This is a genomic window from Micromonospora rifamycinica, assembly GCF_900090265.1.
In the GTDB taxonomy this organism is placed as follows: domain Bacteria; phylum Actinomycetota; class Actinomycetes; order Mycobacteriales; family Micromonosporaceae; genus Micromonospora; species Micromonospora rifamycinica.
This window is the reverse complement of sequence record NZ_LT607752.1, coordinates 4160972-4187097: the sequence shown is the minus strand read 5'-3', so window position 1 is coordinate 4187097 and position 26126 is coordinate 4160972. Positions and strand designations below refer to the sequence as shown.

The window sequence follows — 26126 nt, the reverse complement described above, 5'->3', positions numbered from 1 at the left end:
AGATCCCCACCTGCGTTTCCGCTGGTGGGGACCTCTGTAGCCCGGCGAAAGGCTATGTGGCCAGGGGCGGGGTCGAACCGCCGACCTTCCGATTTTCAGTCGGACGCTCGTACCAACTGAGCTACCTGGCCTGGTACTTCGGGACATGTTACCCGGAGGGCGGGGTCTCCGCCGGTGGGGTCGTTCGTCCCGATACGCAGAACGCCGCGCAATGTGCACGCGGCGTCGGCGCTGGCGGTCCTGACGGGACTTGAACCCGCGACCTCCGCCTTGACAGGGCGGCGAGCACTCCAACTGCTCCACAGGACCTTGCTGATCTTGCCTCCGGCCGGGCCGGATCGTGCCCCCAACGGGATTCGAACCCGTGCTACCGCCTTGAAAGGGCGGCGTCCTGGGCCGCTAGACGATGAGGGCGGCCCCGCCATCATTGCACACTCGCAACTTCAAGCGGACTTGCTCCCATCCGGCCCCGCCGGAGGCATGAGAAGCATATGTCATCTCCTGCCAGTCGGCCAAACCGGTGTGCCCGTCCGGGAGCTGTCGGGCAAAGTGGCAGCTCAGCGAGGTGGCGCGATGCCGAACCGGCGCTTCAGGTCGCCGATGACGTGCGGTACGGCACCGAGCGTACGGCTCCGGTCACCGCCTCCGTCGTGCATCAGCACCACCGCGCCGGGGCGGGCGGCGTGCTCGACCCGGCCGGTGATGACCCCCGCCGCGGGCTTGGCCCAGTCCTGGGGGTCGACGGTCCAGTGCAGCGACCGCATGCCGAGTTCCTTGGCCACCTGCACCACCTCCGGCGTCCACCGGCCGCCGGGCTGACGGTAGAACGGCACCTTCGCCCCCGGGACGGCCTTGGTGATGGCCTGGTTGGTGCGGACCAGGTCGGCCCGGATGTCGGCGACCGGCCGGCGGCCCAGGTCGACGTCGTGCCGCCAGCTGTGGTTGCAGAGCTGGTGCCCCTCCCGGACGATCCGGGCCACCAGCTCGGGGTGCTTGCGGACCTGGGTGCCGACCACGCAGAACGTCGCCTTCACCTTGGCCGCCCGGAGCTGGTTGAGCACCTTCGGGGTCCAGGTCGGGTCGGGTCCGTCGTCGAAGGTGAGCGCCACCGCGCGTACCCCGGTCGCCTTGCGCAGGCCGGCCGGGAGCACCTTCGGCTTCGGTCGCAGCCGGGGCTTCGGCTTGCTGGTGGGTGGCGGCGTCGGGGCGGGGGTCTGGGTCGGCTCCGGCGCGGGGGTGCTCGGCGCGGGCGCGGCAGCCGGCCGGACATGCCGGGGCTGGTCTCCGCAGCCGGCGATCAGCAGGAGCAGGCCCAGGGCAACCGCCAGGACGGGGCGTGAACGCATCGTCACTCCGGGAGATGGGGGTACGCGGACGGCCCCGACGGTAGTTCACGAAAGCGAAATATGTCAGGCCCGGTCGCTCCCGGTCGACTGGTCCAACGAATCCCGGACGGCCAGCGCGAGCGAGACGGCCTCGGCCAGGTCGACCGGGCGGACCACTCCGGCGGGCAGCGTGTCGGCCCGCCACCCCGGCCCGGCGGCGAGCACCAGCAGCGGGCGGCGGGGCACCGCGAGCAGGGCGGAGAGCTGCCCGGGGTCGGCGGTGGGGCGGGTGTGCGACCAGACCACCACGGCCGCCGGCCCGGTCCGGTTGACCGCCTCGACCAGCGCCGCCACCGGTACCCGGGCGCCGAGCATCCGGTAGGCCACGCCGGCCTCGGCCAGCGCCGCGGCCAGCGCCTCCAGGGGCAGGGTGTGCTGCTCCTCGTCGGCGCAGGAGAGCAGGATGCGGGCCGGGCCGGTGGCCCGGCCCGACCGGGCGACGGCGGCGAACGCTTCGGAGACGCACCGGGACACCAGGTGTTCCACGTCGATCAGGCCGGCGGTGGCGACGTGCCGCTCACCGATGCCGGCCAGCACCGGCCGGAGCAGCCCGTCCCAGGTCGCGACGACCCCGTCGGTGGCCAGCGCGTGCGAGATGGTGTCCCCGATCGCCGCCGCGTCCAGCCGCATCGCGGCCCGGGCCAGCCCCCGGGCCACCGGCCCGGCCCGGCCGACCGGGATGGTCTGCCCGCCGCCGTCCCGGGCGCTCCCGGCGCGCAGCTGCAACGCGGCACCGGGGGCGGGGCTCTGTTTCGCCCAGCGGGCCGCCTCCGCCGGCGTGATCCCCTCGGCGGTGAGCTTCCGCATGATCTCCAGCCGGGCCAGGTCGGCCGGGGTGTACCGCCGGTGGTGGCCGGGGACGTGCTGGCTGGGGCCGAGGCCGTAGCGCTGGTGCCAGGTGCGCAGCGTGGTGACCGCCACACCCAGCCGGCGTGCCACGGCCCCCGCGCTCAGCGGCTCATCGGCCACCCGACCGCTCCGACGCGTCGCCCACCCGGCGGCCGGACGGGGTGGTGGACCCGGCGGTGTCACCGGCAGCGACGTCGGAGCCGACGGCCACGGCGGGGCCGGCGGGCGGGGTCGGGCGGAGCAGCCGGCTCACCACCCCGCCGAGCCAGGGCGCGTACGTGCGCGGGTCGGCGTCGATCTCGGCCATCAACCGGGTCGGGTCGACCCAGCGCAGCTCGGCCACCTCGTCCTGGTCCGGCGCCAGGGTGAGGTCGGCCGGCACGTCGGCGCGCAGCACGTGGTCGTACTCGAACTCGACCCGACCGGTGGCCGGGTCCTCGGCGTAGTATAGGTAGACCCCGACCTCGGTCAGCGACACCGGCCCGGCGCCCAGCTCCTCGGCGAGCCGCCGGTTGGCCGCCTCGGGCAGCGGCTCGGCCGGCAGCGGGTGCCCGCAGCAGGAGTTGGCCCAGCGCAGCGGGAACCGGGTCTTGACCTCGGCCCGTCGTTGCAGGAGCACCCGGCCGTCCGGGTCGACCAGCAGCACCGAGAAGGCCCGGTGCAGCCGTCCGGGTGCCTGGTGGGCGGCGGAGACGGTGGCCTCGCCGAGTGCCCGACCGTTGTCGTCGACGAGTTCGACGAGGTGACTCTCCCGGGACTTCACGCGGTCACCGACCCGCGCCGGTGATGCGGTTGGCGGCGAGCTTGCCGGAGATCAGCACCATCGGCACGCCCACACCGGGCTGGGTGCCCGAGCCGGTGAAGACCACGTTGGGCAGGCTGCGGTGCAGGTTGGACGGGCGGAACGGCCCGGTCTGGAAGAGGCTGTGTGCGGCGGCGAAGGGCGTACCGGCGGCCATGCCCTGTTCCTCCCATTCGGCGGGGGTGATCGTACGCAACACCTCGATACCGGCACCGAAGCCGACGTACCCGCGCTCCTCCAGGGTGGCGACGAGCTGGTCGGCGTAGCGTCGGCTCAGGTCGCCCCGCCAGTCGAACGGGGCGCGGTCGAGGTTGGGCACCGGGGCCAGCACGTAGTAGGTGTGCCGTCCGGCCGGGGCGACCGACGGGTCGGTCCGGCTCGGGTTGGTGACCAGCAGCGACGGGTCGGTCATCAGCTCGCCGCGCCCGATCACCTCGTCGAAGGTGCCCTTCCACGACCGTCCGAAATGGATGTTGTGGTGAGCGATCTTCCCATACCCCTGCGTCGATCCGACGTGCAGGACCACGCAGGACGGGGAGTAGGTCAGCTTCCGCCGCCGGCCCTCGGGCAGCAGGTCGCGGTAGGCGACCGGCAGGTCCGGGTTGAGCACCACGACGTCGGCCGGGACCAGTTCGCCGTCGGTGGTGACCACGCCGGTGGCCCGGCCGTTGGCGGTCTGGACCCGGGCGACAGTGGTGCCGTAGCGGATCTGCACGCCGTGCTTCTCGGCCGCGCCGGCCATCCCCTTGGAGACCGCGTGGATGCCGCCGCGCGGGAAGTACACCCCGGCCACCGAGTCGAGGTACGCGATGACGCTGTAGATGGCCAGCGCGTCGTGCGGCGCGAGCCCGGCGTACATCGCCTGGAAGGAGAAGATCCGCTGGGTACGGGGGTCGGAGAAGAACTGGTTGATCTTGGTCTGGAGGCGGCGGAACGCCCCGTTGGCCAGCAACTTCAGCAGGTTGCCGGTGAGCAGGTCGGTCGGGGCGTCCAGGTTGCGGTCGATGAAGTCGGCCCGCTCCCAGTTCCACAGGTTGCGGGCGTAGTCGACGAACCGCAGGTAGCCGTCGGCCTCGCGGGGGCCGCAGACCCGGGAGATCTCGGCCGCCATCCGGGTGGTGTCGGTGATCACGTCCAGGCTGGAGCCGTCCGGGTAGTAGGCCCGGTAGGCGGGGTCCAGCGGGGTCAGGTCGAGCCAGTCGTGCAGCTCCTCGCCGACCGCGCCGAGCGCCTCGGCGATCAGGTCGGGCATGGTGAGCACGGTGGGGCCGGTGTCGAACTCGTATCCGTCGACGCTGAGCCGTCCGGCCCGGCCGCCCGGCACCGGTTCGCGTTCCAGCACGGTGACCTGCCGCCCGCTGCCGGCCAGGTGCAGCGCGCACGCCAGCCCACCCAGGCCCGCGCCCACGACCACGACCCGGTCCGTACGTCCCGTCACGGTCCGCACGCGACCACCTCCTTCGCAGAGTTGCCCATCATGCCCGCCGCGTGGTGGCGGCGGTGGCGAGACCGGTCAGCGCGGTGCGCGCGGTCTCGTCGATCGACGCGGTCTCCAGCGCGGCCAGCGCGTCGGTGACCCGGTCGGAGATCATGCTCTCCACCCGGGCGACCGCCCCGGTGTCGGCGACGAGGTCGGCCAGCCGGGCCAGCTCCCGCACGCCGGTCGCGCTGCCGGCCCGCTCCAGCGCCCGCCGCTGGCCGCCGGTGGCGAGCTGGCGGGCGAGCATCAGCAGCGCGGTCGGCTTGCCGGTACGCAGGTCGTCGCCGGCCGGCTTGCCGGTGGTCGCCGGGTCGCCGTAGACGCCGAGCAGGTCGTCGCGGAGCTGGAACGCCTCACCGACGGCCAGCCCGTAGCGGGTGTAGGCGGCGATCAGCGGCGCGTCGGCGTCGGTGCCGGCCAGGCTGGCACCGAAGAGCAGCGGACGCTGGACGGTGTAGCTGGCCGTCTTGTAGCGGGCCACCCGCAGCGCCCGGTCCACCGACCAGTTCGTCGCGTCGTTCTCGCCGAGCACGTCGAGGTACTGCCCGGCGATCGTCTCGACGCGCATCTGGTCGTAGCAGCGCCGCACCTCGAGCAGCCGGGCCGGCGGCACGCCGGCGTGGGCGAGCAGCCGGTCGGCCCAGACCAGGCAGAGGTCGCCGATGAGCACCGCGACCGACTCGCCGAACCGGCCCGGGTCGCCGCGGTGGCCGGCGGTGACGTGCCGGGCGGCGGCGGCCCGGTGCGCGGTGGGCAGGCCGCGGCGGGTGTCGGAGGCGTCCATCACGTCGTCGTGCACCAGCGCGAAGGTGTGCAGCAGCTCCAGGGCGGCCAGCGCGGGGAGCACCGGGGGCAGCGGTTCCTCGCCGCCCACCACGCCGCGCCAGCCCCAGTACGCGAAGGTGGGGCGGACCCGCTTGCCGCCGGCCAGCACGGCGTCGCGGGCCGTGGCGGCGAAACCGCCCATCGCTGCGTCGATCTCGGTCAGCGCTTCGACCTCGCGGGCGAGGAACGCCGCCAGCGTGTCGTCGACGCTGTGGACCAGATCCCTGGCGAAAGCGGCCAGTACGCCGCGGACCGGATCGTCCGTCGCTTCCGGCTGTGCCGGCGCGACGCGGAGCGCATTACCCGCAACTGCGTCGTTGGCCATGTGGGGGAGCGTACCCTAGGGTTACGAGTTGCGTCGATTGCTGCGTCGAATCCGGAGGAGGTCCGGTGGACACCGATCTCACCGCTGCCTATGCCCGCTGCCAGGAGCTGCACCGACACCACGGGCGCACCTACTATCTCGCCACCCGGCTGCTCCCCGCATGGAAACGGCGGCACGTGCACGCCCTCTACGGGTTCACCCGCTACGCCGACGAGATCGTGGACCGCACCGAGGAGCTGCCGCCCGCCGAACGCGCCGCCCGCCTGGACTCCTGGGGTTCCCGCTTCGTCGCCGGCCTGCACGGCGAGCCGGTCGACGACCCGCTGCTGCCGGCGGTGCTGCACACCATCGCCGTGTTCGACCTGGACCGGGCCGACTTCGCGTCGTTCCTGCGCAGCATGGCGATGGACCTGACGGTCATGTCCTACCCCACCTACGACGACCTGCTCGACTACATGGAGGGCTCGGCGGCGGTCATCGGCACCATGATGCTGCCCATCCTCGGCAGCTCCGACCCGGTCGCCGCCCGGGAACCGGCCCGCCAGCTCGGGTTCGCCTTCCAGCTCACCAACTTCATCCGGGACGTCGCCGAGGACCTCGACCGGGGCCGCACCTACCTGCCCGACGAGGACCTGGCCAAGTTCAACGTCACCGTCGAGGACCTGCGCGCCGCCCGGGACGCCGGCCGCAGCACCGACCGGATCCGCGACCTGATCGAGTACGAGGTGACCCGCGCCCAGGCCCACTACGCCGCCGCCGCGCCGGGCATCACCCTGCTCGCCCCCGCCTCCCAGGCGTGCATGCGGACCGCCTACGCCCTCTACGGCGGCATCCTCGACGAGGTGGCTGCCCAGGACTACGACGTGTTCGCCCGGCGGGCCGTGGTGCCCCAGCGGCGACGGCTGTCGGTGGCGGCGAGGGCGCTGCTGACCCGTACCGGCACCCCGGTCGTGGTACCCGGCCCGGCGGTGTCGTGAGCGGCCGTGCGGCGGTGGTGTTGTTCACCCGCGACCTGCGGGTGCACGACCACCCGGCGCTGGCGACGGCCTGCGCCGCCTTCGACCGGGTGGTGCCGCTGTACGTCCTCGACCCGGCGCTGGCCGACCGCTCGGCCAACCGCACCCGGTTCCTGCACCAGAGCCTCGCCGAGCTGCGGGACACCCTGCGCGGGCTCGGCGGCGACCTGGTCATCCGCCGGGGCGACCCGGTGGCCGAGACGATCCGGGTGGCCCGCGAGGTCGACGCCGAGGGGATCGGCCTCTCCGCCGACGTCAGTCGCCACGCCCACCGGCGGGAACGCCGGCTGCGCGCCGAGTGTGACCGGCACCGGCTGTTCCTGCGCCTCTTCCCCGGGGTCACCGTCGTCGAGCCGGGGGAGCTGCGGCCCGGCGGCGGCGACCACTACAAGGTGTTCACGCCCTACCACCGGGTCTGGTCGGCGGCGCGGTGGCGGGAGGAGCTGGCCGCGCCCCGACGGGTCACCCTGCCCGACGGGGTCGCGGTGGGCCGGCTGCCGGCGCTGCCGAAGGGCGAGTCGCCGGCCGCCGTGGTGGGCGGCGAGTCCGTCGGGCAGCGCCGGCTCACGCAGTGGTTGCCGACCCTCCAGCGGTACGACGACATCCACGACGACCTGGCCGGCGACCAGACCTCCCGGCTCAGCCCGTACCTGCGGTTCGGCTGCCTGTCCCCGCTGGCGGTGGCGAACCGGGCCGGCGACCGGGGGCACCCGTTCGTCCGGCAGCTCTGCTGGCGGGACTTCTACTACCAGGTCACGGCCGCCTTCCCGGAGATCGCGGCGAAGGCGTACCGACGGGGGGCCACCGAGGACTGGCGGTCCGACGCGGCGGCGCTGGACGCCTGGACCGAGGGCCGGACCGGGATGCCGATCGTGGACGCCGGCATGCGGCAACTGCACGCCGAGGGCTGGATGCACAACCGGGCCCGGCTGATCACCGCCGGCTACCTGACCAAGGTGCTCGGCCTCGACTGGCGGCCCGGCCTCGCGGTCTTCTCCCGCTGGCTGCTCGACGGCGACGTGCCCGACAACTCCGGCAACTGGCAGTGGGTGGCCGGCACCGGCAACGACAGCCGCCCCTACCGGGGGCTCAACCCGGTACGCCAGGCCGAACGCTACGACCCCGACGGCGGGTACGTCCGGCGCTGGGTGCCCGAGCTGGCGACAGTGGCCGGCAAGGCCGTGCACCAGCCGTGGCGACTGCCCGCCGAGGTCCGTCGCACGCTCGACTACCCGCCGCCGCTGGAGGTGCCCGGGGCCGACCCGGTCTGGCTGCGCTGACTCCGCCGCGCGGCCCGGCCCGGATCCCACCCCCGTTCGCGACTGCGGGGCTCCCGCTGCGCTGCACTCCTCGCGCTCACCGTCACCCGCGCCACACGGTGACCTTGATGATCAGTCCGCCGTCGTCCAGCGTGTTCACCGCCTGCAACCAGCCCGGGTGACCCTCCGAGGTGGTGAAGCAGTACTGCTGGTTGCCGCCGCCGATGTAGTGGTGCGCGAAGCTCTGCTGCCCGGACTCCCGGTAGTCGCGGCAACGCGCGTCGGCGTCCCGCTCCGGACCCTTGTTGCTGTCGTCGTACATCGCGCTGTGCCGGGCACTGGAGTAGAGGATGTAGCCCCAGTCCAGGTAGACGTCGACGTCGGCGTCCTGGGTGTTCCGGCGTTCGGCCCGACCCCGGTCCAGCTCCACCCCGGTCTTCTTGCCGAGTTGCACCACGTCGCTGAAGAGGACCGTGGCCGGGCCGGTGGGGGTCGGTGCGCTGGAGGTCGGTGCGCTGGTGGTCGAGGCGGGGGCGGTCGGGCCGGCCGCCGGAGCAGCCGTCGTCGGGCCGGCGGTCGGAGCAGTCGATGTCGGGCCGGCGGTCGCCGTCCGGTGGTCGGGGCGGGTGACGGCCAGCAGGACACCGGCACCGCCGAGGAGCAGCAGCAACCCGAGACTCACGGACGCCGCCAGCCAACGGCGCTGCCGCAGCCGGTACGCCAGTAGCCCGACCAGGGCGAGTGCGGCGGTCAGGACCCACAGCGGCCACCACGGATCGGCCCGCAACACCTGCACCAGACTGACGAACCCGGCAGCGGCGGTGACCAGGTTGGCGACCAGGCTGGAGTGGTCGGGGGACCGGGCGGGTGCGGAGGTTCCCCGGGAGTGATCGGCGGCAGACACGTCGTGTTCCACGAGGAAGGAAGAGTACGCATGGTGCGCGACCGATGACAGCGCTGACGCCGTCGATCGTCGGTCGTCTTTCCGTCACCACCTCAGGCGGCGGACCGGAGCGCGGCGCAGCGGCTCAGGCGGGTGCGGCGGTGCGGTCTGGCGGGGCGGCGGTGCGGCAGAGCGCGGTGCGGCGGTGCGGTCTGGCGGTGCGACGGTTCGGCAGGGCACGGGGCGGCGGTGCTGCAGGGCGCGGTGCGGTGCGGCGTGGTGCCGTAGGGCGGTGCGGCGGTTGGGACGGTGAAGCCGGAGCAAAGGGGTGGTGCGGTGCGGGGTGCCGGGGTGGTCGGCTGATCACCGGCGCGGGAATTGCGGGGCGGACAGGTGGTCGGGGGTGGGGTCGTGCGGAATGCTGGCGGGATGGCAGAGCCGGAACTGGTGGACGTGGTCGTGGTCGGGCTCGGCGTGGGCGGCGAGGAGGTGGCCGGGCGACTCGCCGAGGCCGGCCTCAGCGTCGTCGGCGTCGAACGGGACCTGGTCGGTGGGGAGTGCCCCTACTGGGGATGCATCCCCAGCAAGATGATGATCCGGGCGGCGAACGCGCTGGCCGAGGCGCGGCGGGTCGACGGGCTGGCCGGGTCGGCGCAGGTCCGGGCCGACTGGGCGCCGGTGGCGAAACGCATCCGGGAGGAGGCCACCGACACCTGGAACGACCGGGCCGCGGTGGACCGGTTCACCGGCAAGGGCGGGCGGTTCCTGCGCGGCAGCGGCCGACTCGACGGCCCCGGTCGGGTCCGGGTCGGTGACCAGGTGTTCCAGGCCCGGCGGGGGATCGTCCTCGGCACCGGTACCCGCCCGTCGATCCCGCCCATCGACGGGCTGGCCGGCACCCCGTACTGGACGAACCACCAGGCGATCGAGGTGGCGGAGCTGCCGGCGACCCTGCTGATCATCGGCGGCGGGGCGATCGGCCTGGAGCTGGCGCAGGTCTTCGCCCGCTTCGGGGTCGCGGTGACGGTGCTGGAGGCGTCCGGGCGGGTGCTCGCCCTCGAAGAGCCGGAGTCGTCCGAGGTGGCCGCCGCCGCGTTGCGCGCCGACGGGGTGGAGATCGCCACCGAGGTGAAGATCGAACGGGTCGGCCACGACGACGACACCTTCACCGTGTACGCCGGTGACCGGTCGTTCAGCGCCGAGAAGCTGCTGGTGGTGACCGGCCGCCGGGCCCACCTGGACGAGTTGGGGCTGGACACCGTCGGGGTGGACGCCACCCGGCGCTACCTGCCGGTGGACGACCGGATGCACGTCACCGACGGGATCTGGGCGGTCGGCGACGTGACCGGCGAGGGCGCGTTCACCCACATCGCCATGTACCAGGCGTCGATCGTGGTCGCCGACCTGCTCGACCACGCCCGGCGGGCCGAAGGCGGCCCCGACGCGAGCGGTACGGCCAGCGTGGTGGGCGGCGCGATGGGCGCGGCCAGCGCCGTCGGAGGCTCGATGGGCGCGGCCGGCCCGAGCGGCGCGGCCGGCACCGTCCCCCGCGCCGACTACCGGGCGCTGCCCCGGGTCACCTTCACCGACCCGGAGGTGGGCGCGGTCGGCCTCACCGAACGGCAGGCCCGCGAGCGGGGCATCAACGTGCAGGTCGGCTTCACCGAGCTGTCGTCGTCCACCCGGGGCTGGATCCACAAGGGTGAGCCCGGCGGCTTCATCAAGGTGATCGCCGACGCCGACCAGGGGGTGCTGATCGGGGCGACCTCGGTCGGCCCGGCCGGGGGCGAGGTGCTGTCGGCCCTGGTCGTGGCGGTGCACGCGGCCGTCCCGGTCAGCCAGCTCCGGCACATGATCTATGCGTACCCCACGTTCCACCGGGCTATCCAGAGCGCCCTGAACGACCTGAGCTGAACCCCCACCCACGACGGTCCGGCGCGTTTCCTCCCCCGCGCCGGGCCGCGTGGTCCCTCAGCCGCGCCGGCCGGGGTGGCTGGCCCGCCGTACCGGCCGGGGTGGGTCATCCACCGTGCTGGCCAGAGTGTGTCACTCGCCGTGTTGGCCCGGGTGACTCGTTCATCGTGTCGGCGGGGGCGGGTTATTCGCCGTGTCGGCCGGCGCCGGCGGCGAATCGGGCCGCGCCGGCTGCGGCGTCCGCCGCCAACGAGTCGATCCCGTAGGCGAGCTCGGTGGCGAGCGCCTCCGGCTCGGTCAGGCCGGCACCGGCCAGCACCGCCGCCCGGTCGTTACGCAGGCAGGTCTGCGGATGGCGGGCGATCTCCGCGGCCAGCCGTTCGGCCGCCGTCCGCGCCTCACCCGGCGCGACCACCCGGTTGACCAGCCCCATCGCGTACGCCTCCTGGGCGGGCACCGGACGGCCGGTGAGGATCAGGTCCATCGCCCGGCTCTCCCCGATGAGCCGGGGCAGCCGGACGGTGCCCCCGTCGATCAGCGGTACCCCCCACCGTCGGCAGAACACCCCCAGCACCGCGTCCGACTCGGCGACCCGCAGGTCGCACCAGAGCGCCAGCTCCAGGCCGCCGGCCACCGCGTACCCGGAGATCGCCGCGATGACCGGCTTGGACAGTGACATCCGGGTCGGACCCATCGGGCCGTCGCCGTCGGGCTCGACCCGGTTGCCGCTGGGGGTGCCGATGGCCTTGAGGTCGGCACCCGCGCAGAACGTGCCGCCCGCGCCCCAGAGCACCGCGACCCGGGCGTCCGGGTCGGCCTCGAACGCACGGAACGCGTCGGCGAGCGCCCGTGCGGTCGGACCGTCGACGGCATTGCGCGACGCCGCCCGGTCGAGGATCACCGTGGTCACCGCCCCGTTGCGGGCAACATGCACAGCCATCCCCCCAGCATCCCCCACCCCGGCCCACCCGGGTGGGTGGCGCTGTCGACAGCCGTCCCCCGTCGTCCCGGCTCCGGCCCGCCGGCGTGGGTGGTGCTGTTGCGGCCGGGGGCCTTGATGTCGCTACCTGCGCGACGTTGAACCGATCATGGGCGTCCGGACCCCGGCCGGGTGGGCGTGCGGGGCGGGATCAGGCGCGGTCGGTGATCCGGGCGAGGAAGATGTGCCAGGCGGTGGGGGTGAAGGTCAGGGTGGGGCCGTCGGGGTCCTTGGAGTCGCGGACGGCGACCACCCCCGGCAGGTTGCCGGCCACCTCGACGCAGTTTCCGCCGTTGCCGCTGCTGCGGGTGCTCTTGCGCCAGCGTGCGTCGTTCAGTTCCATGCCTGGGCCACCTTCGTGATCAGATCGACGGACTGCCAGTGGGAGAGCGCTTCGCCGCGCACGTTCTCCCACGCTGCCATCATGGCCGCGAGGTCATCGAGATCGCTAACCACCTGTCCCTGGAGTTGGTTGTCGAGGTAGCCGGCCATCCGGTGGTCGGGGTTGGTGGCGATCACGAAGGGGCCGTTCAGGCCGGCGTACTCGCCCACCGTGGCCGGCACGACGTGCACCCGGACGTGCGGCTGGTCGCAGGCCTCGGCGAGGGTGAGGAGCTGCTCGTGCATGGTCTGCCGGCCGCCGACCGGTCGGTGCAGGACCGTCTCGTCGAGGACGACGGTGAGCTGGGGCGGATCGTCGCGCTTCAGGACGGACTGGCGGGCGAGCCGGGCCGCCAGGTGCCGGTCGACCTCCCCCCGGGGGAGGGTGCCGGCACCGAGCAGGACGGCTCGGGCATACGACTCTGTCTGGAGAAGACCGGGTACTACCGCGGACTCGAATGAGCGCAACGACAGGGCGTCGCGTTCGATCTCCTGCCAGGGGCGGAACCACACCGGCTCACGACGTCTTGAAGTGTCCGGCCAAATGTCCACGATGTCCCGCCGGAGCGCTTCCGCTGCGGCGACCCGGTGCCGGGCATGCGGGATCCGCCCCTCACTCAGCCAGCGACCCACCGTCTTGGGATCGACACCGACGCGCTCGGCGAGGGATTCGGTGGTATAGCCGGTCTCGTTGAGGGCGGCGCGCAGCGCATCGTTCACGACTTCTCCATTGGACGTCTCGAATATCCGTCCACCATACGCCTACGCGGTGTATCTGTCTGACCACAGGGAGGCAGGATTTGGCGGAAGGCGGCGCGACCGGTGGAGGTGCGAGAGCCCGGCGGTCGACGTCCAGTCCGGGGCCGTCCCGTCGATGACCGGCGCCATGCGTCGGTGTTGCTGGCCGGGCTGTCGTTGCTCCTGGCGGTTCACCGGCTTCCCGGGATCGAGTGGTTCGGGCCGGGCGGGCAGATTCGTCCGGGCCGCCCGGTTTGCCGCTGGTTCAGCCGGGAAGTCGGAGAAGGTGCGAGCGTTGATGACGAAACTCGAACAGGCCACCGCACTGGACCGGGCCGGTGACCGGTTGCAGCGTGCCGTCCAGGCGACCCTGCGCCCGCAGCGGGTCCGTGACCTGCTGCACGGCGTGTTCCTCGGCCATCCGCTGCACCCGGCGATGGTGCAGGTGCCGGTGGGTGCCTGGATCAGCGCGGCAGTGGTCGACCTGCTCCCCGGTCAGCGTCGGGCGGCCACCACCCTGGTCGCCCTGGGCACGGTGAGCGCGGTGCCCGCCGCCGTGGCCGGGCTCAACGACTGGGCGGAACTCTCCCGGGACCAGCGTCGGGTGGGGCTGGTCCATGCCGCCGCCAACACCGTCGGCCTGACCCTGTACGCCGGTTCCCTCGCGGCCCGGTTGACCGGTCGGCACGGTGTCGGCCGGGCGCTGGCCTACCTGGGACTGGGCGCGGCCAGCGCCGGGGCGTACCTCGGTGGGCACCTGGCGTACAAGCAGGGCGCGCAGGTCAGCCAGAGCGTTTCGGAGCTGCACCGGATGAGCGACGGCTGGCAGCCGGTGGCCGAACTGGCCGGGCTGCCCCAGCGCAAACTGGTGACCCGAGAGGTGGACGACGTCTCGGTGATCCTCTACCGGCACGGCGACGAGGTCACCGTGATGCTGGAACGCTGCCCGCACCAGAGTGGTCCCCTCGGTGAGGGTGAGGTCCAGGAGATCGACGGGCACGCCTGTGTGGTCTGCCCCTGGCACGGTTCGGCGTTCCGGCTCAACGGAGGCGAGGTCGTCCACGGCCCCTCCGCCACCGACCAGCAGATCCTCCCGACCCGGATAGTCGACGGCACCCTCCAAACCCGCCTCCCCTAACCCCACCCCACCCACCGATCCACCCGCGCTCCACCCACCCGATCCACCCATCCCAGTCCGCTACACCCACCTGTTCCATCCACCCATCCGCTCCACCCATTCACCCGCCCCGCCCTTTCCTGCCCCGCCAACCCCGCCTCGCCCCGCCGACTATGCCCCTTATGCCTCCCCTGTACCTCTTCGGCCAGTAGTTGACCAAGAGATTCACGCCAGACCATCCCGCTGATCAAGAGGTTTGCGTCAAATCACCACGTTGATCAAGAGGTTTAGGTCAAAGTTGATCTCCAAGTTGACGCAAACCTCTTGATCAACGTGGCGAGGGCGAGTGGGGCGAGGGCGAGTGGGGCGAGGGCGAGTGGGGCGAGGGCGAGTGGGGCGAGGGCGAGCGGGGCGGGGCCGAGGGCGAGTGGGGCGGGGCGGGGCGGGTGGGTGGGGCAGGAAGGGGTGGGCTGGGTCAGTCGCGGCGGTGGCGGCCGGTCACCAGGTCCCGGGCGGCGGAGGCACGGCTGCCGATCGAGCGGCCCGGGGTGCGGTCGGTGGCCGTCCGGGCGGCGACGATCCGTGCGGCCGAGGTGCGGCCGGCGGCCACCCGGACGGGACGGCGGCGCAGACCGAGTACCGCGCCGATCTGTGCGCCGACGATGCTCGCCACCGCCAGTACCGCCGACACGGCCAGCGGCCGGTTGATCGTGTCCTCCGGGGTGGCCCGGGAGGCTCCGGCGGCCATCGCCGGGGGCACCCCGACGGGCCGTTCGGCCGGGGGTTGGGCGGTCTGCGGGGTGGCGGTCTGCGGGGTGGCCGGTCCGAGCTTCCTGGTCGGTTTCGGGGTGGCGGGCGTGACCGGACCGGTCGGCTTGCCCGGGGTGGTGGGCGTGCCGGGGGCATCCGGCTGCTGGGGGCCGGCCTGACTGCCAGGGCTGCCAGGGCTGCCGGGGCTGCCGGGGGTGCCAGGGCTGCCGGGGGTGCCAGGGCTGCCGGGCGTGGTGGCCGGTGGACGCGGGGACGGCTTGCGGGGCTTACCCGGGACCAGGTGGCCGCTGGCGTGCCGACGGGCACCGGTGTCGTCGGCCTCGGCGGGCAGCTTGATGAGCTGACCCGGGCGGATCCGGTCGGCGTCGTGCAGGTGGTTGAGCCGGGCCACCTCGGGGTAGCGCTCGAAGTCGTCCAGGTAGCGTTCCGCCACCTCACCCAGGTAGTCGCCCCGGGCCACCCGGTACACCGGCTTCTCGGCACCATGGGCGGGACCGGCCCCCGGGATGGGACCGAGACCGGAACCCGGTACGGCACCGAGGGCGGCACCACCGAGGCCGGCGCTGGGGGCGGCGCCCAGACCGGCACGGGAGGTGTCGAGCGTCGTCGCCACCCCGGTACCGGCGGCGGCCGGTAGTGGTTGGGTCAGGGTGGCGGCCGCGCTCGCTGCCGGGCTGGCCGCGATGATCAGTGCGATCGAGCCCAGCAGGGCCGCCGCCGCCCGTTGTTGCCGACCCATCCCGGGCAGCCGGGGCGTCTGTCGACGGGTCACCTGGGCACCCAGCTCCACCAGCACCGAGAAGGCGAACGTCGCCCAGCCGAACCAGCCGACCAGCGCCAGCGCCCGGATGAAGAGCTGGCCGTCGTCCCGGCTGGTCAGCAGGGTGCCGATCTCGGTGAGGGTGGGCAGGTGGTCCGGCAGCGGGTTGCCGGCGAAGGCGAGCAGTGCGACCGGTGCGCCGGCCAGCAGCGCCACCAGGACCACCAGTGACCCGAAGCCGGTGAGCAACTGCCCGGTACGTCGGGCGGCGGAACCACGCGGTGTGGTCATGCTGCCCTCCTTCCTACGGTCTGCCGGTGCGGGGGCACCGGATGAGCGGGCCTACGGTCCGCCGGTGCGGGTCACCAGGTGAGCGGGCCTACGTTCTGGGAGTGGGGGAGTCAGGTCACGGTCGGGGAGGGTGCGGCAGGTGGGTCATGGTCGGTCGGTGAGGGTGCGGGCGGTCGCCTCGGCGGAGACGGTGACGGTGCGGTCCATGCCGATCAGGCCGAGCAGGTGCCGGCGGTAGACGACGGTGACGCGTACCCGGATCTGCTTCTCGCCGGCGACCACCGGGAAGCTGACCTGCTGGCCGGTCACGTCGGGGTTGCCGCGCAGGTACTGCGCGACGGCCGCGCGGGCACCCGGCTCGTCGATCACCTTGGGCCGGCCCTCGATGGCGGCGGCCCGGTCGATCACCTGTCCGCCGCTGCGGGCCGCCTCGGCGGCCAGGTCGTCGGCGCGTTGCAGGCTACGCAGTTGGCCCGCGCCGTCGTACGCGGCACCGATGACCGCGAGTATGCCGAGCATGGTGACGGCGAGGAAGAGGCTGATCCGGCCCTCGTCGCCGGTCGGGCGCGCGGTCATCGCCGGGTCCGGTAACGGTCCAGGGGGGAGGCGAAGGTCGCCTCGACCCGCTTGTCGCCCATCGGCAGCCCGGGGAAGCGCATGCCGGCGAAGGAGACGGTGCAGCTCACCCGGACCCAGATGCTCACCGGTTCGCCGAGGGGGCTGCGGAACGCCGCGTTGACCGACGTGTGGTCGGAGTGCAGGGTGGACCCCCAGACCGTGACCTTGGGTGCGCTGGCGCAGTTGAGGCCACGCCAGTCGAGCTGCCGGCGGGCGGCGGCCCGGGCGGCGCTCTCCGCGGTGCCGGCGTCGCGGGCGATCGAGGCGGCCCGCGCGGCGTCGTGCGCCGCGGCCTCCACCGCCTCGTCGGCGACCGCGACCCGGCCGGCCACCCCGGCCACCATCAGCAGCGCGAGGAACGCCGGGGCCAGCACCGCCACCTCCACCGACACCGATCCCCGGGTACGCTCCGCGGCCCGCCGGGCCGACGGGCCGGCGGTGGACCGTCCGGTGGGGACGGCGGCCCGGTCGCTGCGTGCGGCCCGGCCGGTCAGCACGTCGCGCCAGGGGCGCCGGGGCGGGTCGGCGGTCACGGGTCGGTCCACCGTTCGACGGTGCCGTGGGCGGTCTGCCGCACGTCGAACCGGACGGCCGGGATGACGCTCAGGGACTTCCCGGTGACCGTGCAGGTCACCTCGGTGGCGGTGGTGGCACAGGTGGTCCTCGCGCCGACCAGCCAGTCCCCGGCGGCACCCAGGAAGTGCTTGGCGCGGGACTCACCGGCCCCGGCCGGCGCCTGGAGGACCCGTTGCGCGTTCACCCCGCTCTGGGCGGCGTGCATCGCCGTGGACCGGGCCACGAACCAGGTGGCGATCTGGACGGAGCCGAAGAGCAGCACCAGCACCGCCGGCATCACCACGGCCAGTTCCACGGGGTTGGCCCCCCGGTCCGTACCCCCGGCGGTGAGCCGGCGGCGGGCGGCCCGGCCGGCGGCGCGTAGCCCGGTCGGGACGGCGTGCCCGGTGGCCCGTAGCCCGGTCGGGGCGACCCGCCCCGCTGTGGACGCGCACGGGGGCACGCACCGGGACCGGTCTGTCAGGTCCCGGCGCGAGCCGACCGTGGGAACGCCGGTCACTTGGTCGGGATGTCGTTGATCCATCCCTCGGCCTTGGTCTTGACCAGGGCGGTGACGGCGATCCCGGCGGCGACCAGACCCGCGATGATGACGGCGGTCGGGACCGGGCTGTCGCCGCGTTCCGCCTCGCGGCGTAGCTCGGCCAGGCGGGCGACGGTGGCGACGTAGAGGAAGGTGACGAGCTGCATGGGGAGGGCTCCTTCTCGGGGTGGATCGCTCAGAGGCGGGCGACGAACGGATAGAGGACGAACGCCAGCAGCACGAAGACCAGCAGCGAGCCGGGAATGTCCAGCCGGCTGGTGATGCCCTCGGCACGGGCCAGGTTGTCGGTGCGGATCTGGTCGCGGAGCGACTCGGCGCGGCTGCGCAGCGTCTCGTGCACCTGCGCGCCCTCGCTGCCCGAGGACCGCATGATCGCTCCGACGTCACCCAGCTCCGCGATGCCGATCTTCTCGGCCAGCTCCTGCAACTCGTCCCAGGGCGAGTGCATCTGCATCTGGGCGATCCGCAGCGACTCCCGGATGCGGGCGAACACCCAGCCGTCGCAGACCGCCGCGGCCCGTTCCAGGGACTGCACCGGGCCGTGCGCCGCCGACAACTGCAACGCCACCAGGTCCAGGTAGGTGCAGACCGCCGCGCGGAACTCCTCCCGGGCGGCGTCCGCCTTGGTCAGCACCGCGCGGTGCGCGAGCAGCGCGCAGACCAGCGCCAACCCCAGACCGCCCAGCACCGGTACGACCACCGGCATGCTCACCCCGGCCAGGAAGAGCAGCGCCCCCGCCACCGTGGGGGTGGCCAGCCCGACCAGGGCGGAGAGCAGGATCGACATGGCGTACTGCTCGGGGGTCTGGTCGAGCAGGGCGAGCTGGCGGTGCGGCGGGCGCAGCCAACGGGAGAAACCACCCAGCCAGTCCGGCCCCCGCCCGGCGGTGACGGTGACACCCGCGGGCTGGTGCAGTCGGCGCAGCGCGGGGCCGAGCGCCGGGGAGGCCGGCAGCGCCTCCCGGACCAGCAGGAACAGGCCGAGCCCGATGGCGGCCCCGCCGAGCACCGCGATGGTGAGCTGCCAGTTGAGCGTCATGCGACCAGCTCCGCCGGGTCGGGCCTCGGCAGGAACCGGGGCGGCGGCGGGGGCTGGCTCATCGAGCGCACCCAGACCAGCAGGGCGACGAACGCCGTCCCGAGCATCGCCATCAGCACCTGGCCGAAGAACGTCCCGTACGGCCGGATGTACTCGGTGTTGACCAGCCCGTACGCCAGCACCGCCAGGGTCATCCCGGTGAGGAAGCGGACCGCGAACCGGGGCTGGGTGCGCTTGGCTTCCACCTCGCGCCGGGTGGCCACCTCGGCGGACGCGGCGGCGGCGATCGAACCGAGCACGTCGCCGAGGCGCTCGCCCCGGTCGGTCAGGTGCAGGATCAGCGCGGCGACCACCTGGTCGCAGACCGGGTCGCCGATCTCGTCGGCGAACGCCAGCAGGGCGGACCGGGCCGTCCAGCCGGCCTGGAGGCGGGCGGCGAGCAGCCGTACCTCCTCCTCGACCTCGTGCGGGACGGTGGCGATGGTGGTGATGATCGCCTGTTGGAGGCCCTGCCCGGTGTTGGAGACGTCCTTGAGCCGACGGGTCCACTCGCCGACCGCCTCGATCCGGGCGATCGCCCGCTCCTCGGCCCGGCCCACCGCGAACAGCCACGGCACCCCCGGTACGGCCACCGCCACGATCAGCCCCACCACCGGCAGCCCGGTCAGCAGGAACGCCAGCGCGCCCGCCACCGCCGCCGCGCCCAACGTCATCTGGTGGGCGCGCTGGTCCCGGCGGTTCGTCCCCGAACCGAGCCAGAGCCGGCGCAGCCCGGTGGTCGAGCTCCTGGCCGGCCGGGTCGGCTCGGTGGTGCCGAACAGCGCCACCACGGCCAGCACCAGCCCGCCGACGCAGGCCGCCCCGGAGACCACCGCGAGCAGTTCGATGGTGCTCATCGGCGCACCACCGGGGCGAGGCGGCTGTGCCGGGGGCGACGCCACGCGCCCGCGCCGGCCTCGATGAAGCGGGACAGCAGCCGGGCGTCGTAGCCGACCCGCAGCAGTTGCCCCCGGACCCGTTCCGGCAGGTGGCGGGGGATGGCCCGACCGTCCGGGCCGGGACCGAAGACGGTGGTGGTGGTGATCCGGTTGGCGTCGCCGACGCCGATCACCTCCTCCACGTGGGAGACGAACCGGTGTTTACGCCCGCCGATCGCGGTCTCGTCCTCGACGGTGACGTAGACGATCAGGTCGAGGGCGTTGCCGGCCATCCGGCGGGCCTGGTCGACGGTCATCTCCCGGCCGTGGGCCAGCGCCAGCTCGATGATCCGCTCGCTGACCCCGGCCGGGGTACGGGCGTGGATGGTGCACATCGACCCACGGCTGGTGGTCATCGCCTGGAGCATCGGCACGATCTCCCGGGACCGGACCTCGCCCACGATGATCCGCAGCACGCCCATCCGCAGCGACACCGGGATCAGGTCGGCGATGCTCACCTCGCCGGCCGGGCGACCGTCCAGACCGCGTTCGCCGTGCCCCTCCCGGGACTCGAAGCTCATCACCGCCCGGTGCTTGTCGCCGCGGCGGGCCGGCAGCAGCTCCCGGCTCTCCTCCAGCAGCACGTACGGCTCGTCGGGCGGGATCTCGTCCATCAGCGCCCGGATGACAGTGGTCTTGCCGGCCCCGGCCAGCCCGGCGACCATGATGTTGAGCCCGGCCCGCATGGACGCGCGGAGGAAGTCGCGCAGCAGCGGGTCGATCATCTCGTCCAGGTCGGGGCGGCTGCCGGCCAGGTCGTCGAGGCTGACGTCCAGCGTGTTGTGCTTGCGGATCACCGCGTACGGGCGGTGGCTGACCAGGAACACCGCAGCCAACCGGCTGCCGTCGGGCAGTTGCAGGTCCAGCGTCGGCTTGGAGGTGGACAGCGACCGCTCGGTGGCCCCGGCCCGGCGGGCCGCCGCCTGGAGGATCTCCACCAGCTCGTCGTCGCTGTCGGCGATCGGCTCGCCCCAGTCGACGCCGCCGCCGTGCCGGGTGATGCGTACCTGGTCGCAGCCGAGGATGTGCACCTCCTCGATGGAGTCGTCGACGAGCAGGGTCTGTAGCCGGCCCAGCCCGACCAGCTCGGCGGTCACCTGGTCGAGCAGGGTCCGTTCCTCGTCGGCGCTGAGCGGGGTGCCGGCCCGGCGTACCGCGTCGGCGTAGCCGGAGACCACGGCGACGGCGAGCCGGGCCCGCTCGACCTCTTCGGCGTCGGCGTCGAACTCCCGGCCGCGTTGCCACTGGGTGAGCCGTTCGCTCAGCTCCCGACGCAGCTCCCGGACGAGCGCGAAGTCGACCTTCGGCCGGGGCGGGGCGGGCGCGGGCGCGGACGTGGGCGGGGCGGCGGCGGTGCCGGTGGTCGGCGGCGGTGCGGGGGCGTGGTGCCGGCCGTTCACCGGTGGCAGCGGCGGCATGGTGGAGGTGACCCCCGGCGGTGGGGTGCGCGGGTCGTGGGAGACCGGCTCAAACCGCATCCGGCACCCCCTGTGCCGGGGTGGGCCAGGCCAGTCGGGCCCGCCGCTGCTCCAGCAGCTCCCGGACCGGGGCCTCCAGCGCCGCCGCCGCGCGCAGCAGCGGGCGTCCGGCGCGGACCGTGCCGCCGAAGCTGAGCGCCTGCGCGGTACGCCGGTCCTCCGGCATCCGGGCGATCACCGGCATCCCCAGGGCCTTGCCGATCTCGCCGTTGCCGTGGCCGTCGCCGACCACCACCAGCCGCAGTGTGCCCGGGGGCACCCGGTGGTCGGTGAAGTCCCGTTCGATGGCCCGGATCATCGACCGGGTGCCGGAGAGGCCGGGTAGCTGGGCGCGGGTCACCAGCAGCACCACGTCGGCCGCGCGCAGCAACGGCCACGGCGGCCCGAAGACCTGAAGTCGTCCACAGTCGACGATCACATCATAGCCGGGGCGGCCCTTCTCCAGGGTGCGGAAGAAGTCGGCGAACCGCTGCCACAGGGGGGCGACGCTGCCGGCCTGCGCCGGGTCCACCACGCCGGGCAGCAGCAGCCGCTCCCGCCTCGGCGCGTCCAGGTCGACCAGCTGGGACCAGAACGTCGCCTCCAGGCTGCCGTCGCGCAGCTCACCCACGGCCAGCTCACCGATGCCGCGTGGTCCGTCGAGCGCGCCGCCCAGGTAGCCGGCGAGCACCGAGCCGCCGGCCGGGTCGCACTCGGCGAGCACCAGCCGCCGGTGCCAGCTCAGGGTGCAGGCCAGCGCCGTGGTGGTGACGCCGGGCGACCCCTTCGCCGAGACCAGCGCGATGATGGCCATGGTCAGGCCGCCTCGGTCAGCACGAGGGCGATCCGGTCCTGCGCGGCCAGCACCACCACCGCCGGAACGTCCCGGACGGCGAGCGCCAGGTAGACCACCACGTCGTCGTTCTCCGGGGTGACCGCGTCGATCACGGTGGCCGTGAACCGGGTGGTGGAGGACTGGTTGTCGGCGTCCTCGTCCGGGGTGCTGACCAGCAGCACCTTGTCACCGGGGTGCAGCTTGCGGGCCGGCACCTTGCTCGGTTCCAGGCCCAGCGCGATCTGCTGCTGCCCCTGGCCGAGCAGCGGGGCGTCGGTGAGCTGGGCCATGGTGAGCAGCGAACCGGGGACCAGCGACACGGCGGCCCGCTTGCCGACCACCTCGTCGCGCTTCTTCGCCGGCACCGGAGACAGCCCCGCGCCCCCGGAGACCTGCACGCTGACCAGGTCGTCGGCGGTCAGGACCCGGCCCACCTCGACAGGGCGGGCGATCGCCAGGTAGCTGCCGGTGGCCCGGACCGAGGTGACCGCGAAGGCCGCGCCGAGGCCACCCAGCGCGATCAGCAGCACGGCGAGCCCGAGCAGACCGGGCCGGGTACGGCGCTGCCGGACCACCTTGGGCGGGGTGACCGGTGCATCCACCGGGATGCCGTTGCGGGTGGCCAGACTCACTGGACGATCTCCGTTCGGGACTGCGGGGCTCGCCAGGGCGACGCGCGGCGGACGCTCACCGGGTCACCACCTGAAGTTCGTTGATCTGGATGTCGATGACGCCGCTGGTGCGGGTCTGCGGGATGGTGCCGCTGCGGCCGCCGCCCGCCCAGCGGACGTCCCAGAAGGTGGTGGCGCTGACCCGGTAGGTGCCGGCCCTGGGGTATCCGTCGTAGCCGCAGGTCGGCGACGGCTTGCCGGCTTTCGGGCCGTTCGCCTTGTACGGCGTGCCGGGGCCGGAGCAGCCGACCTTCTTACCGTTGCCCATGTTCCACACGATCTGCTTGACCTCGGCGGTGATGGTGACGGTCAGCCCCCGGTCGCTGGCCGAGGCGCGCAGCGGGCCGAAGTAGCTCCGGCCGGTGCTGGCCCACATCCAGACCGGCAGGCCGACCAGGCCGGGCCCCACGCTGCGCCGGGGGGCCACCGACGTCCGGGGCGGCAGCAGGCTGATCGAGGCGAGCGCCCGGCGGGCCAGCTCCTCCGGGTCGGGCGGGGTGCCGAACCCGGGCGGCGGCCCGGCGAGCAGCACGTTGGTCGTGGAGCCGAGGGCACCACCGTTGCAGGTCTGGGCGTACCACACCTGGCCCTCCGGGGCCTCCGGCTGGGGTTCGGCGACCTTGTAGTAGCAGCCGCTGTCGTTGTCGAACCAGCCGAGGTCCGGGTCGTAGCAGGGCAGCGGCTTGCCTTCCCACTGGCACTTCGGGGTGGCGCCGGGGCTGTTCGGGCTGCCCGGACCGTTGCCACCGCCCGGGTCACCGGGGGTGCCCGGGTCGTCGTCCCAGACGCTGCAGTCGTTCTGGCCGGGCGGGCACTCCACCCCCGGGCCGGCGGCCTGCCCCGGGGCCGGCGGCGCGACCACGGCGACCAGCACGGCGAGCAGCAGGCCGGCGAGCGCCCGGCGGGACAGGCCGCCGACCTTCCCGGACGGCCAGCCGACGAGCCGCGACAGACGGCGCCCGGCGGGGCCCGGGCCGGCGGGGACGGGGTGGGTCAGGGCAGCGGGGGGCGGGGCGGCGGGGGCGGGGTGGGTCGGCACGGGCGTTCCTTCCCGGGTCAACATGGCTGGTCCTCGTGGGCGGCACCGGAGCTGATCAGCCAACGGCCGTCCGGGTAGCGGGTCGCGGTGGCGGTCGCCAGGTGGCGGGTGCCGCCGGAGCCGGGCACCACCCGCTTGTCCTTGGCGTAGACCAGCCGGTAGGCGGTGGCGTCCAGGCAGTCCTGGATCTCCACGGTCGGCGGGCTGCCGTCCAGGCTGACGGCGGTGACGGAGGGGTCGGACCTGAGTGTCCCGGTGCGGACCGCGCCGTGCCGGCGGGTTTCGCGGAGGGTCACCCGGACCCGGGTGAGCAGCGGGTCGGCCAGGAACCGGGTCAGCTTCGGGTGGCGGGGGTCGCTGGTCCGGCTCGCCTCGCGGGAGGCCTCCAGATAGCCGGCGTACGCCGCCAGTGCGGCTCGTTCGGCGGCCCGTTCCGCCTCGGTGGGCTGGCGGGTGTCGCTCGCCGGACGGGGGGCGGGTGCGGCGGTCGTCCCGGGTGAGTCGCCGCAACCGGCGACGGAGCCGGCCACCGCGGCGATGACCAGGCAGGTGGTCCAGCGGCGGGAATGCCCTGTACGCATTGCCGTGCCCCTCCTCGGTACACCCGGCGGCGACGATCGTGGTCGGTCTCCGGGCGTGCGGTGGTACGCCGGGACGATGCCGATCGGACATCTCCGGGTGCTGCCGCATTTACCTCTGCGGATCTTGTGTCACATGTGGAGCGTGTCGTCCGGTGCGGTTGGTGACGCGACTCTCGGGGTTGCGTCCCACCCAAGGGGCGAGCATAGGCTGACGTGCGCCGATACAACAGAGGCAATTCAACCGCACACTCTCAGTGATGGGCAGGAGTGACCGAAGGTGGGCGATGTCCATGGTGGTCGGCCAGCGTCGGCGGTGTCGGCCGATCATGGGCGGGCGGCCTCCGATCAGATCGGTCCGGCCGACGAACCGTCCGCGTCACCGGGGGATATGGGGCGGGTCGATCGGGCTCGCCCGATCCGTTCCCCGGTCGCCGCTAATCCCGTCCCGGGGATGCCCGAGGGGGTAAGGGCCGCCCCGGTATCCACTCCGGACACCTCCCCGATATCGGACCGTTATCCGGACCCGGGCGGGAAGTCACTCTCCGTGTTCTTCGTTCGGCGGGTGGCGGCGATCCTGGCGGTCGTCCCGGTGCTCCGGGCGGCGGTCGCCCGGTACGCCGTACCGCCGGGGGTGGCGGACCGGGCCGGGTGCCCCGGCTGCGGCGCTCCGGTCGGGCTGGACCGGCCACTGCCGGCGCTCGGGCCGACGGCGCGCTGCCCGCGCTGCCGGGGACGGATCGGCGCGGCCCCGTTCGCGGTCGAGGCGCTGTCGCTGCTGGCCGTGGCGGTGCTGGTGCTGGTCGACGGGGCGGTGGCCGAGCGGGTCGCGCTGGCCTGGTGGCTGGGCTGCGCGGTCCCGTTGGTCCTGGTGGACATCGCGGTGCACCGGCTACCGGACCGGCTCACCTGGCCCGCCGCCGCCGGCACCTGGGCGCTGCTCGGGGTGGCCGCGCTGGCCGGCGCGGGGGCCGGGCCGTGGCTGCGCGCGGTGACGGCCGGCGCGGCGCTCGGGCTGGCCTTCGCCGCCACCACGCTGCTGCTCGGCCGGCGGGGGTTCGGCCTCGGCGACGCCAAGCTGGCGTTGGGTGTGGGGGCGTTGCTCGGCTGGCAGGGCTGGGGCGTGCTGGTGACCGGCCTGGTGCTGACCTTCCTGCTGTCGGCGCTGGTCAGCGTGGCCCTGCTGGCGACCCGTCGGGTCGGCTGGTCCAGCCACCTGCCGTTCGGTCCGTTCCTGGTCGCCGGCACCTGCGCCGCCCTGCTCCTCCCCGCCTGAGGCCGGGCCGCGATCCCCGGGCCGCGATCCCCGGGCCGCGATCCCCGGGCCGCGATCCCCGGGATCCCGGGCCGTGATCGGCGGGGTCGTGCTCACGGGCGGGGGCTGCTGGCGATCGGTTCCCGGCGGGCGGTGCCGGAGTGCCGGCGCAGCACCTCGGCGAGGGGGCGGGCGGTCAACAGGGTGGTCAGCAGGGTGACCGCCAGGCCGAGGAGCAGGCCGGCGAGCACGTCGTGCGGGTAGTGCACGCCCACGAAGACCCGGGAGAACGCGGCGAACAGGGCCAGCGGGGCGGCGAGCAGCCCCCACCGGGGGGAGAGCAGCCCGATCGCGGTGGCCAGCGCCCCGGCGATGGTGGCGTGGTTGCTGGGGAACGACCAGTCGCCGATCGCCGGGCAGGGACCGGCCAGGACGGTGACCGCCGCCCGGCAGGGCCGGTCCTCGTCGATCAGCGACTTGAGCACCTCGCTGCACCCGTACGCCAGCACGACGGTGGCCGGCGCGACCAGGGCGACGGCCCGACCCCACGGGTCGGCGCGGAGCAGCCGGGGTGCGGCGACGGCCACCAGCAGCAGCCCGAGCAGCAGGATCACCCCCTCGGTGAAGTGCACCGCGAACCACTGCACCGGGGTCGGGGCGGAATCGGCCAGCTCGACGACGTCGCGGTACCACTCCGCACTGATATCGGGAATGTCGGTTGTGCCGTTCCAGGACATGACTCACCTCACCAAAGATTCATACCGG

The 26126-nt window shown here is 73.9% G+C and carries 27 protein-coding genes and 3 tRNA genes; 5 read left to right on the top strand and 25 right to left on the bottom strand.

The features are described 5' to 3' along the window. Window positions 1-57: 57 nt before the first annotated feature. From GA0070623_RS17305 to GA0070623_RS17270, 8 genes are all read right to left on the bottom strand, one after another. A tRNA-Phe gene (locus GA0070623_RS17305) sits at window positions 58-131 on the bottom strand. Between the two features lie 101 nt (window positions 132-232). Then, window positions 233-309, bottom strand: a tRNA-Asp gene (locus GA0070623_RS17300). Between the two features lie 32 nt (window positions 310-341). Next, window positions 342-414, bottom strand: a tRNA-Glu gene (locus tag GA0070623_RS17295). Window positions 415-557: 143 nt separating this feature from the next. Continuing rightward, window positions 558-1346: a polysaccharide deacetylase family protein gene (locus tag GA0070623_RS17290; RefSeq protein WP_067303407.1), complete on the bottom strand. Its 789-nt coding sequence runs from the start codon at window positions 1344-1346 to the stop codon at window positions 558-560. 63 nt (window positions 1347-1409) lie between these two features. Next, window positions 1410-2354: a MerR family transcriptional regulator gene (locus tag GA0070623_RS17285; RefSeq protein ID WP_067303351.1), complete on the bottom strand. Its 945-nt coding sequence runs from the start codon at window positions 2352-2354 to the stop codon at window positions 1410-1412. After that, complete coding sequence (gene idi, locus GA0070623_RS17280) at window positions 2344-2997, bottom strand: isopentenyl-diphosphate Delta-isomerase (protein ID WP_067303354.1); 654 nt, start codon at window positions 2995-2997, stop codon at window positions 2344-2346. The genes GA0070623_RS17285 and idi overlap by 11 nt, the downstream gene beginning before the upstream one ends. A gap of 4 nt (window positions 2998-3001) precedes the next feature. After that, a complete protein-coding gene (gene crtI, locus GA0070623_RS17275) occupies window positions 3002-4483 on the bottom strand; it encodes a phytoene desaturase family protein (RefSeq protein ID WP_067303358.1) in 1482 nt (493 codons plus the stop codon). 28 nt (window positions 4484-4511) lie between these two features. Next, window positions 4512-5666: a polyprenyl synthetase family protein gene (locus tag GA0070623_RS17270; RefSeq protein ID WP_067303362.1), complete on the bottom strand. Its 1155-nt coding sequence runs from the start codon at window positions 5664-5666 to the stop codon at window positions 4512-4514. Window positions 5667-5731: 65 nt separating this feature from the next. Here GA0070623_RS17270 and GA0070623_RS17265 point away from each other — a divergent pair, with 65 nt between their 5' ends. Together GA0070623_RS17265 and GA0070623_RS17260 are read left to right on the top strand one after the other, a co-directional pair. Next, on the top strand, window positions 5732-6643 hold the full coding sequence (locus GA0070623_RS17265; RefSeq protein ID WP_067303366.1) for a phytoene/squalene synthase family protein: 912 nt from the start codon (window positions 5732-5734) through the stop codon (window positions 6641-6643). Next, window positions 6640-7962, top strand: coding sequence for a cryptochrome/photolyase family protein (locus GA0070623_RS17260; RefSeq protein WP_067303369.1), 1323 nt, complete (start codon window positions 6640-6642; stop codon window positions 7960-7962). Before GA0070623_RS17265 ends, GA0070623_RS17260 begins: the two co-directional genes overlap by 4 nt. 82 nt (window positions 7963-8044) lie before the next feature. Here GA0070623_RS17260 and GA0070623_RS17255 read toward each other — a convergent pair whose 3' ends face one another. Continuing rightward, a complete protein-coding gene (locus GA0070623_RS17255; RefSeq protein ID WP_157517457.1) occupies window positions 8045-8845 on the bottom strand; it encodes a hypothetical protein in 801 nt (266 codons plus the stop codon). Window positions 8846-9253: 408 nt separating this feature from the next. Between GA0070623_RS17255 and GA0070623_RS17250 the strand changes: the two genes are divergently transcribed. Further along, window positions 9254-10738 carry a dihydrolipoyl dehydrogenase family protein gene (locus tag GA0070623_RS17250; protein ID WP_067303376.1) on the top strand — a complete coding sequence of 495 codons (1485 nt, stop codon included), beginning with the start codon at window positions 9254-9256 and terminating at the stop codon, window positions 10736-10738. A 184-nt stretch (window positions 10739-10922) separates the two neighbouring features. Here the strand turns inward: GA0070623_RS17250 and GA0070623_RS17245 are convergent, their stop codons facing one another. From GA0070623_RS17245 to GA0070623_RS17235, 3 genes are all read right to left on the bottom strand, one after another. Then, window positions 10923-11678 carry a crotonase/enoyl-CoA hydratase family protein gene (locus GA0070623_RS17245; RefSeq protein ID WP_067303379.1) on the bottom strand — a complete coding sequence of 252 codons (756 nt, stop codon included), beginning with the start codon at window positions 11676-11678 and terminating at the stop codon, window positions 10923-10925. Window positions 11679-11868: 190 nt separating this feature from the next. After that, window positions 11869-12060 (bottom strand): DUF397 domain-containing protein, encoded by a 192-nt coding sequence (locus GA0070623_RS17240; protein ID WP_067303381.1) that lies wholly within the window; start codon window positions 12058-12060, stop codon window positions 11869-11871. Then, window positions 12051-12818, bottom strand: coding sequence for a helix-turn-helix domain-containing protein (locus GA0070623_RS17235; protein WP_067303384.1), 768 nt, complete (start codon window positions 12816-12818; stop codon window positions 12051-12053). The genes GA0070623_RS17240 and GA0070623_RS17235 overlap by 10 nt, the downstream gene beginning before the upstream one ends. Before the next feature lie 304 nt (window positions 12819-13122). On the opposite strand from GA0070623_RS17235, the gene GA0070623_RS17230 reads away from it, so the two are divergent. Then, window positions 13123-13974, top strand: a complete 852-nt coding sequence (locus GA0070623_RS17230) for a Rieske 2Fe-2S domain-containing protein (RefSeq protein WP_067303387.1) — start codon at window positions 13123-13125, stop codon at window positions 13972-13974. A 454-nt stretch (window positions 13975-14428) separates the two neighbouring features. Here GA0070623_RS17230 and GA0070623_RS17225 read toward each other — a convergent pair whose 3' ends face one another. From GA0070623_RS17225 to GA0070623_RS17170, 12 genes are all read right to left on the bottom strand, one after another. Then, window positions 14429-15775, bottom strand: coding sequence for a LysM peptidoglycan-binding domain-containing protein (locus GA0070623_RS17225; protein WP_067306430.1), 1347 nt, complete (start codon window positions 15773-15775; stop codon window positions 14429-14431). A 144-nt stretch (window positions 15776-15919) separates the two neighbouring features. Further along, window positions 15920-16351 carry a hypothetical protein gene (locus tag GA0070623_RS17220; protein WP_067306433.1) on the bottom strand — a complete coding sequence of 144 codons (432 nt, stop codon included), beginning with the start codon at window positions 16349-16351 and terminating at the stop codon, window positions 15920-15922. Further along, entirely contained in the window at window positions 16348-16785 is a 438-nt protein-coding gene (locus tag GA0070623_RS17215) for a TadE/TadG family type IV pilus assembly protein (protein WP_067306510.1), read from the bottom strand. Before GA0070623_RS17215 ends, GA0070623_RS17220 begins: the two co-directional genes overlap by 4 nt. Before the next feature lie 137 nt (window positions 16786-16922). After that, window positions 16923-17411 carry a TadE family protein gene (locus tag GA0070623_RS17210; protein ID WP_269749288.1) on the bottom strand — a complete coding sequence of 163 codons (489 nt, stop codon included), beginning with the start codon at window positions 17409-17411 and terminating at the stop codon, window positions 16923-16925. A 53-nt stretch (window positions 17412-17464) separates the two neighbouring features. Further along, window positions 17465-17656 (bottom strand): hypothetical protein, encoded by a 192-nt coding sequence (locus tag GA0070623_RS17205; RefSeq protein ID WP_067306436.1) that lies wholly within the window; start codon window positions 17654-17656, stop codon window positions 17465-17467. A gap of 29 nt (window positions 17657-17685) precedes the next feature. Continuing rightward, window positions 17686-18549, bottom strand: coding sequence for a type II secretion system F family protein (locus GA0070623_RS17200; RefSeq protein WP_067306438.1), 864 nt, complete (start codon window positions 18547-18549; stop codon window positions 17686-17688). After that, entirely contained in the window at window positions 18546-19445 is a 900-nt protein-coding gene (locus GA0070623_RS17195) for a type II secretion system F family protein (RefSeq protein WP_067306441.1), read from the bottom strand. The genes GA0070623_RS17200 and GA0070623_RS17195 overlap by 4 nt, the downstream gene beginning before the upstream one ends. Then, the gene (locus GA0070623_RS17190) at window positions 19442-21004 is read right to left on the bottom strand and encodes a CpaF family protein (protein ID WP_067306444.1); all 1563 of its coding nucleotides are present in this window, start codon (window positions 21002-21004) and stop codon (window positions 19442-19444) included. The genes GA0070623_RS17195 and GA0070623_RS17190 overlap by 4 nt, the downstream gene beginning before the upstream one ends. After that, the gene (locus GA0070623_RS17185; RefSeq protein ID WP_067306447.1) at window positions 20994-21797 is read right to left on the bottom strand and encodes an AAA family ATPase; all 804 of its coding nucleotides are present in this window, start codon (window positions 21795-21797) and stop codon (window positions 20994-20996) included. The genes GA0070623_RS17190 and GA0070623_RS17185 overlap by 11 nt, the downstream gene beginning before the upstream one ends. A gap of 2 nt (window positions 21798-21799) precedes the next feature. Next, window positions 21800-22450: an SAF domain-containing protein gene (locus GA0070623_RS17180; protein ID WP_067306450.1), complete on the bottom strand. Its 651-nt coding sequence runs from the start codon at window positions 22448-22450 to the stop codon at window positions 21800-21802. A gap of 55 nt (window positions 22451-22505) precedes the next feature. Then, entirely contained in the window at window positions 22506-23528 is a 1023-nt protein-coding gene (locus tag GA0070623_RS17175) for a hypothetical protein (protein WP_407937939.1), read from the bottom strand. A gap of 17 nt (window positions 23529-23545) precedes the next feature. Continuing rightward, the gene (locus GA0070623_RS17170) at window positions 23546-24109 is read right to left on the bottom strand and encodes a hypothetical protein (RefSeq protein ID WP_067306453.1); all 564 of its coding nucleotides are present in this window, start codon (window positions 24107-24109) and stop codon (window positions 23546-23548) included. Window positions 24110-24653: 544 nt separating this feature from the next. Between GA0070623_RS17170 and GA0070623_RS17165 the strand changes: the two genes are divergently transcribed. Next, on the top strand, window positions 24654-25382 hold the full coding sequence (locus tag GA0070623_RS17165; RefSeq protein WP_231932435.1) for a prepilin peptidase: 729 nt from the start codon (window positions 24654-24656) through the stop codon (window positions 25380-25382). A gap of 92 nt (window positions 25383-25474) precedes the next feature. On the opposite strand, the gene GA0070623_RS17160 is transcribed toward GA0070623_RS17165, so the two are convergent. Further along, window positions 25475-26098, bottom strand: coding sequence for a phosphatase PAP2 family protein (locus GA0070623_RS17160; protein ID WP_067306456.1), 624 nt, complete (start codon window positions 26096-26098; stop codon window positions 25475-25477). Window positions 26099-26126: the final 28 nt, after the last annotated feature.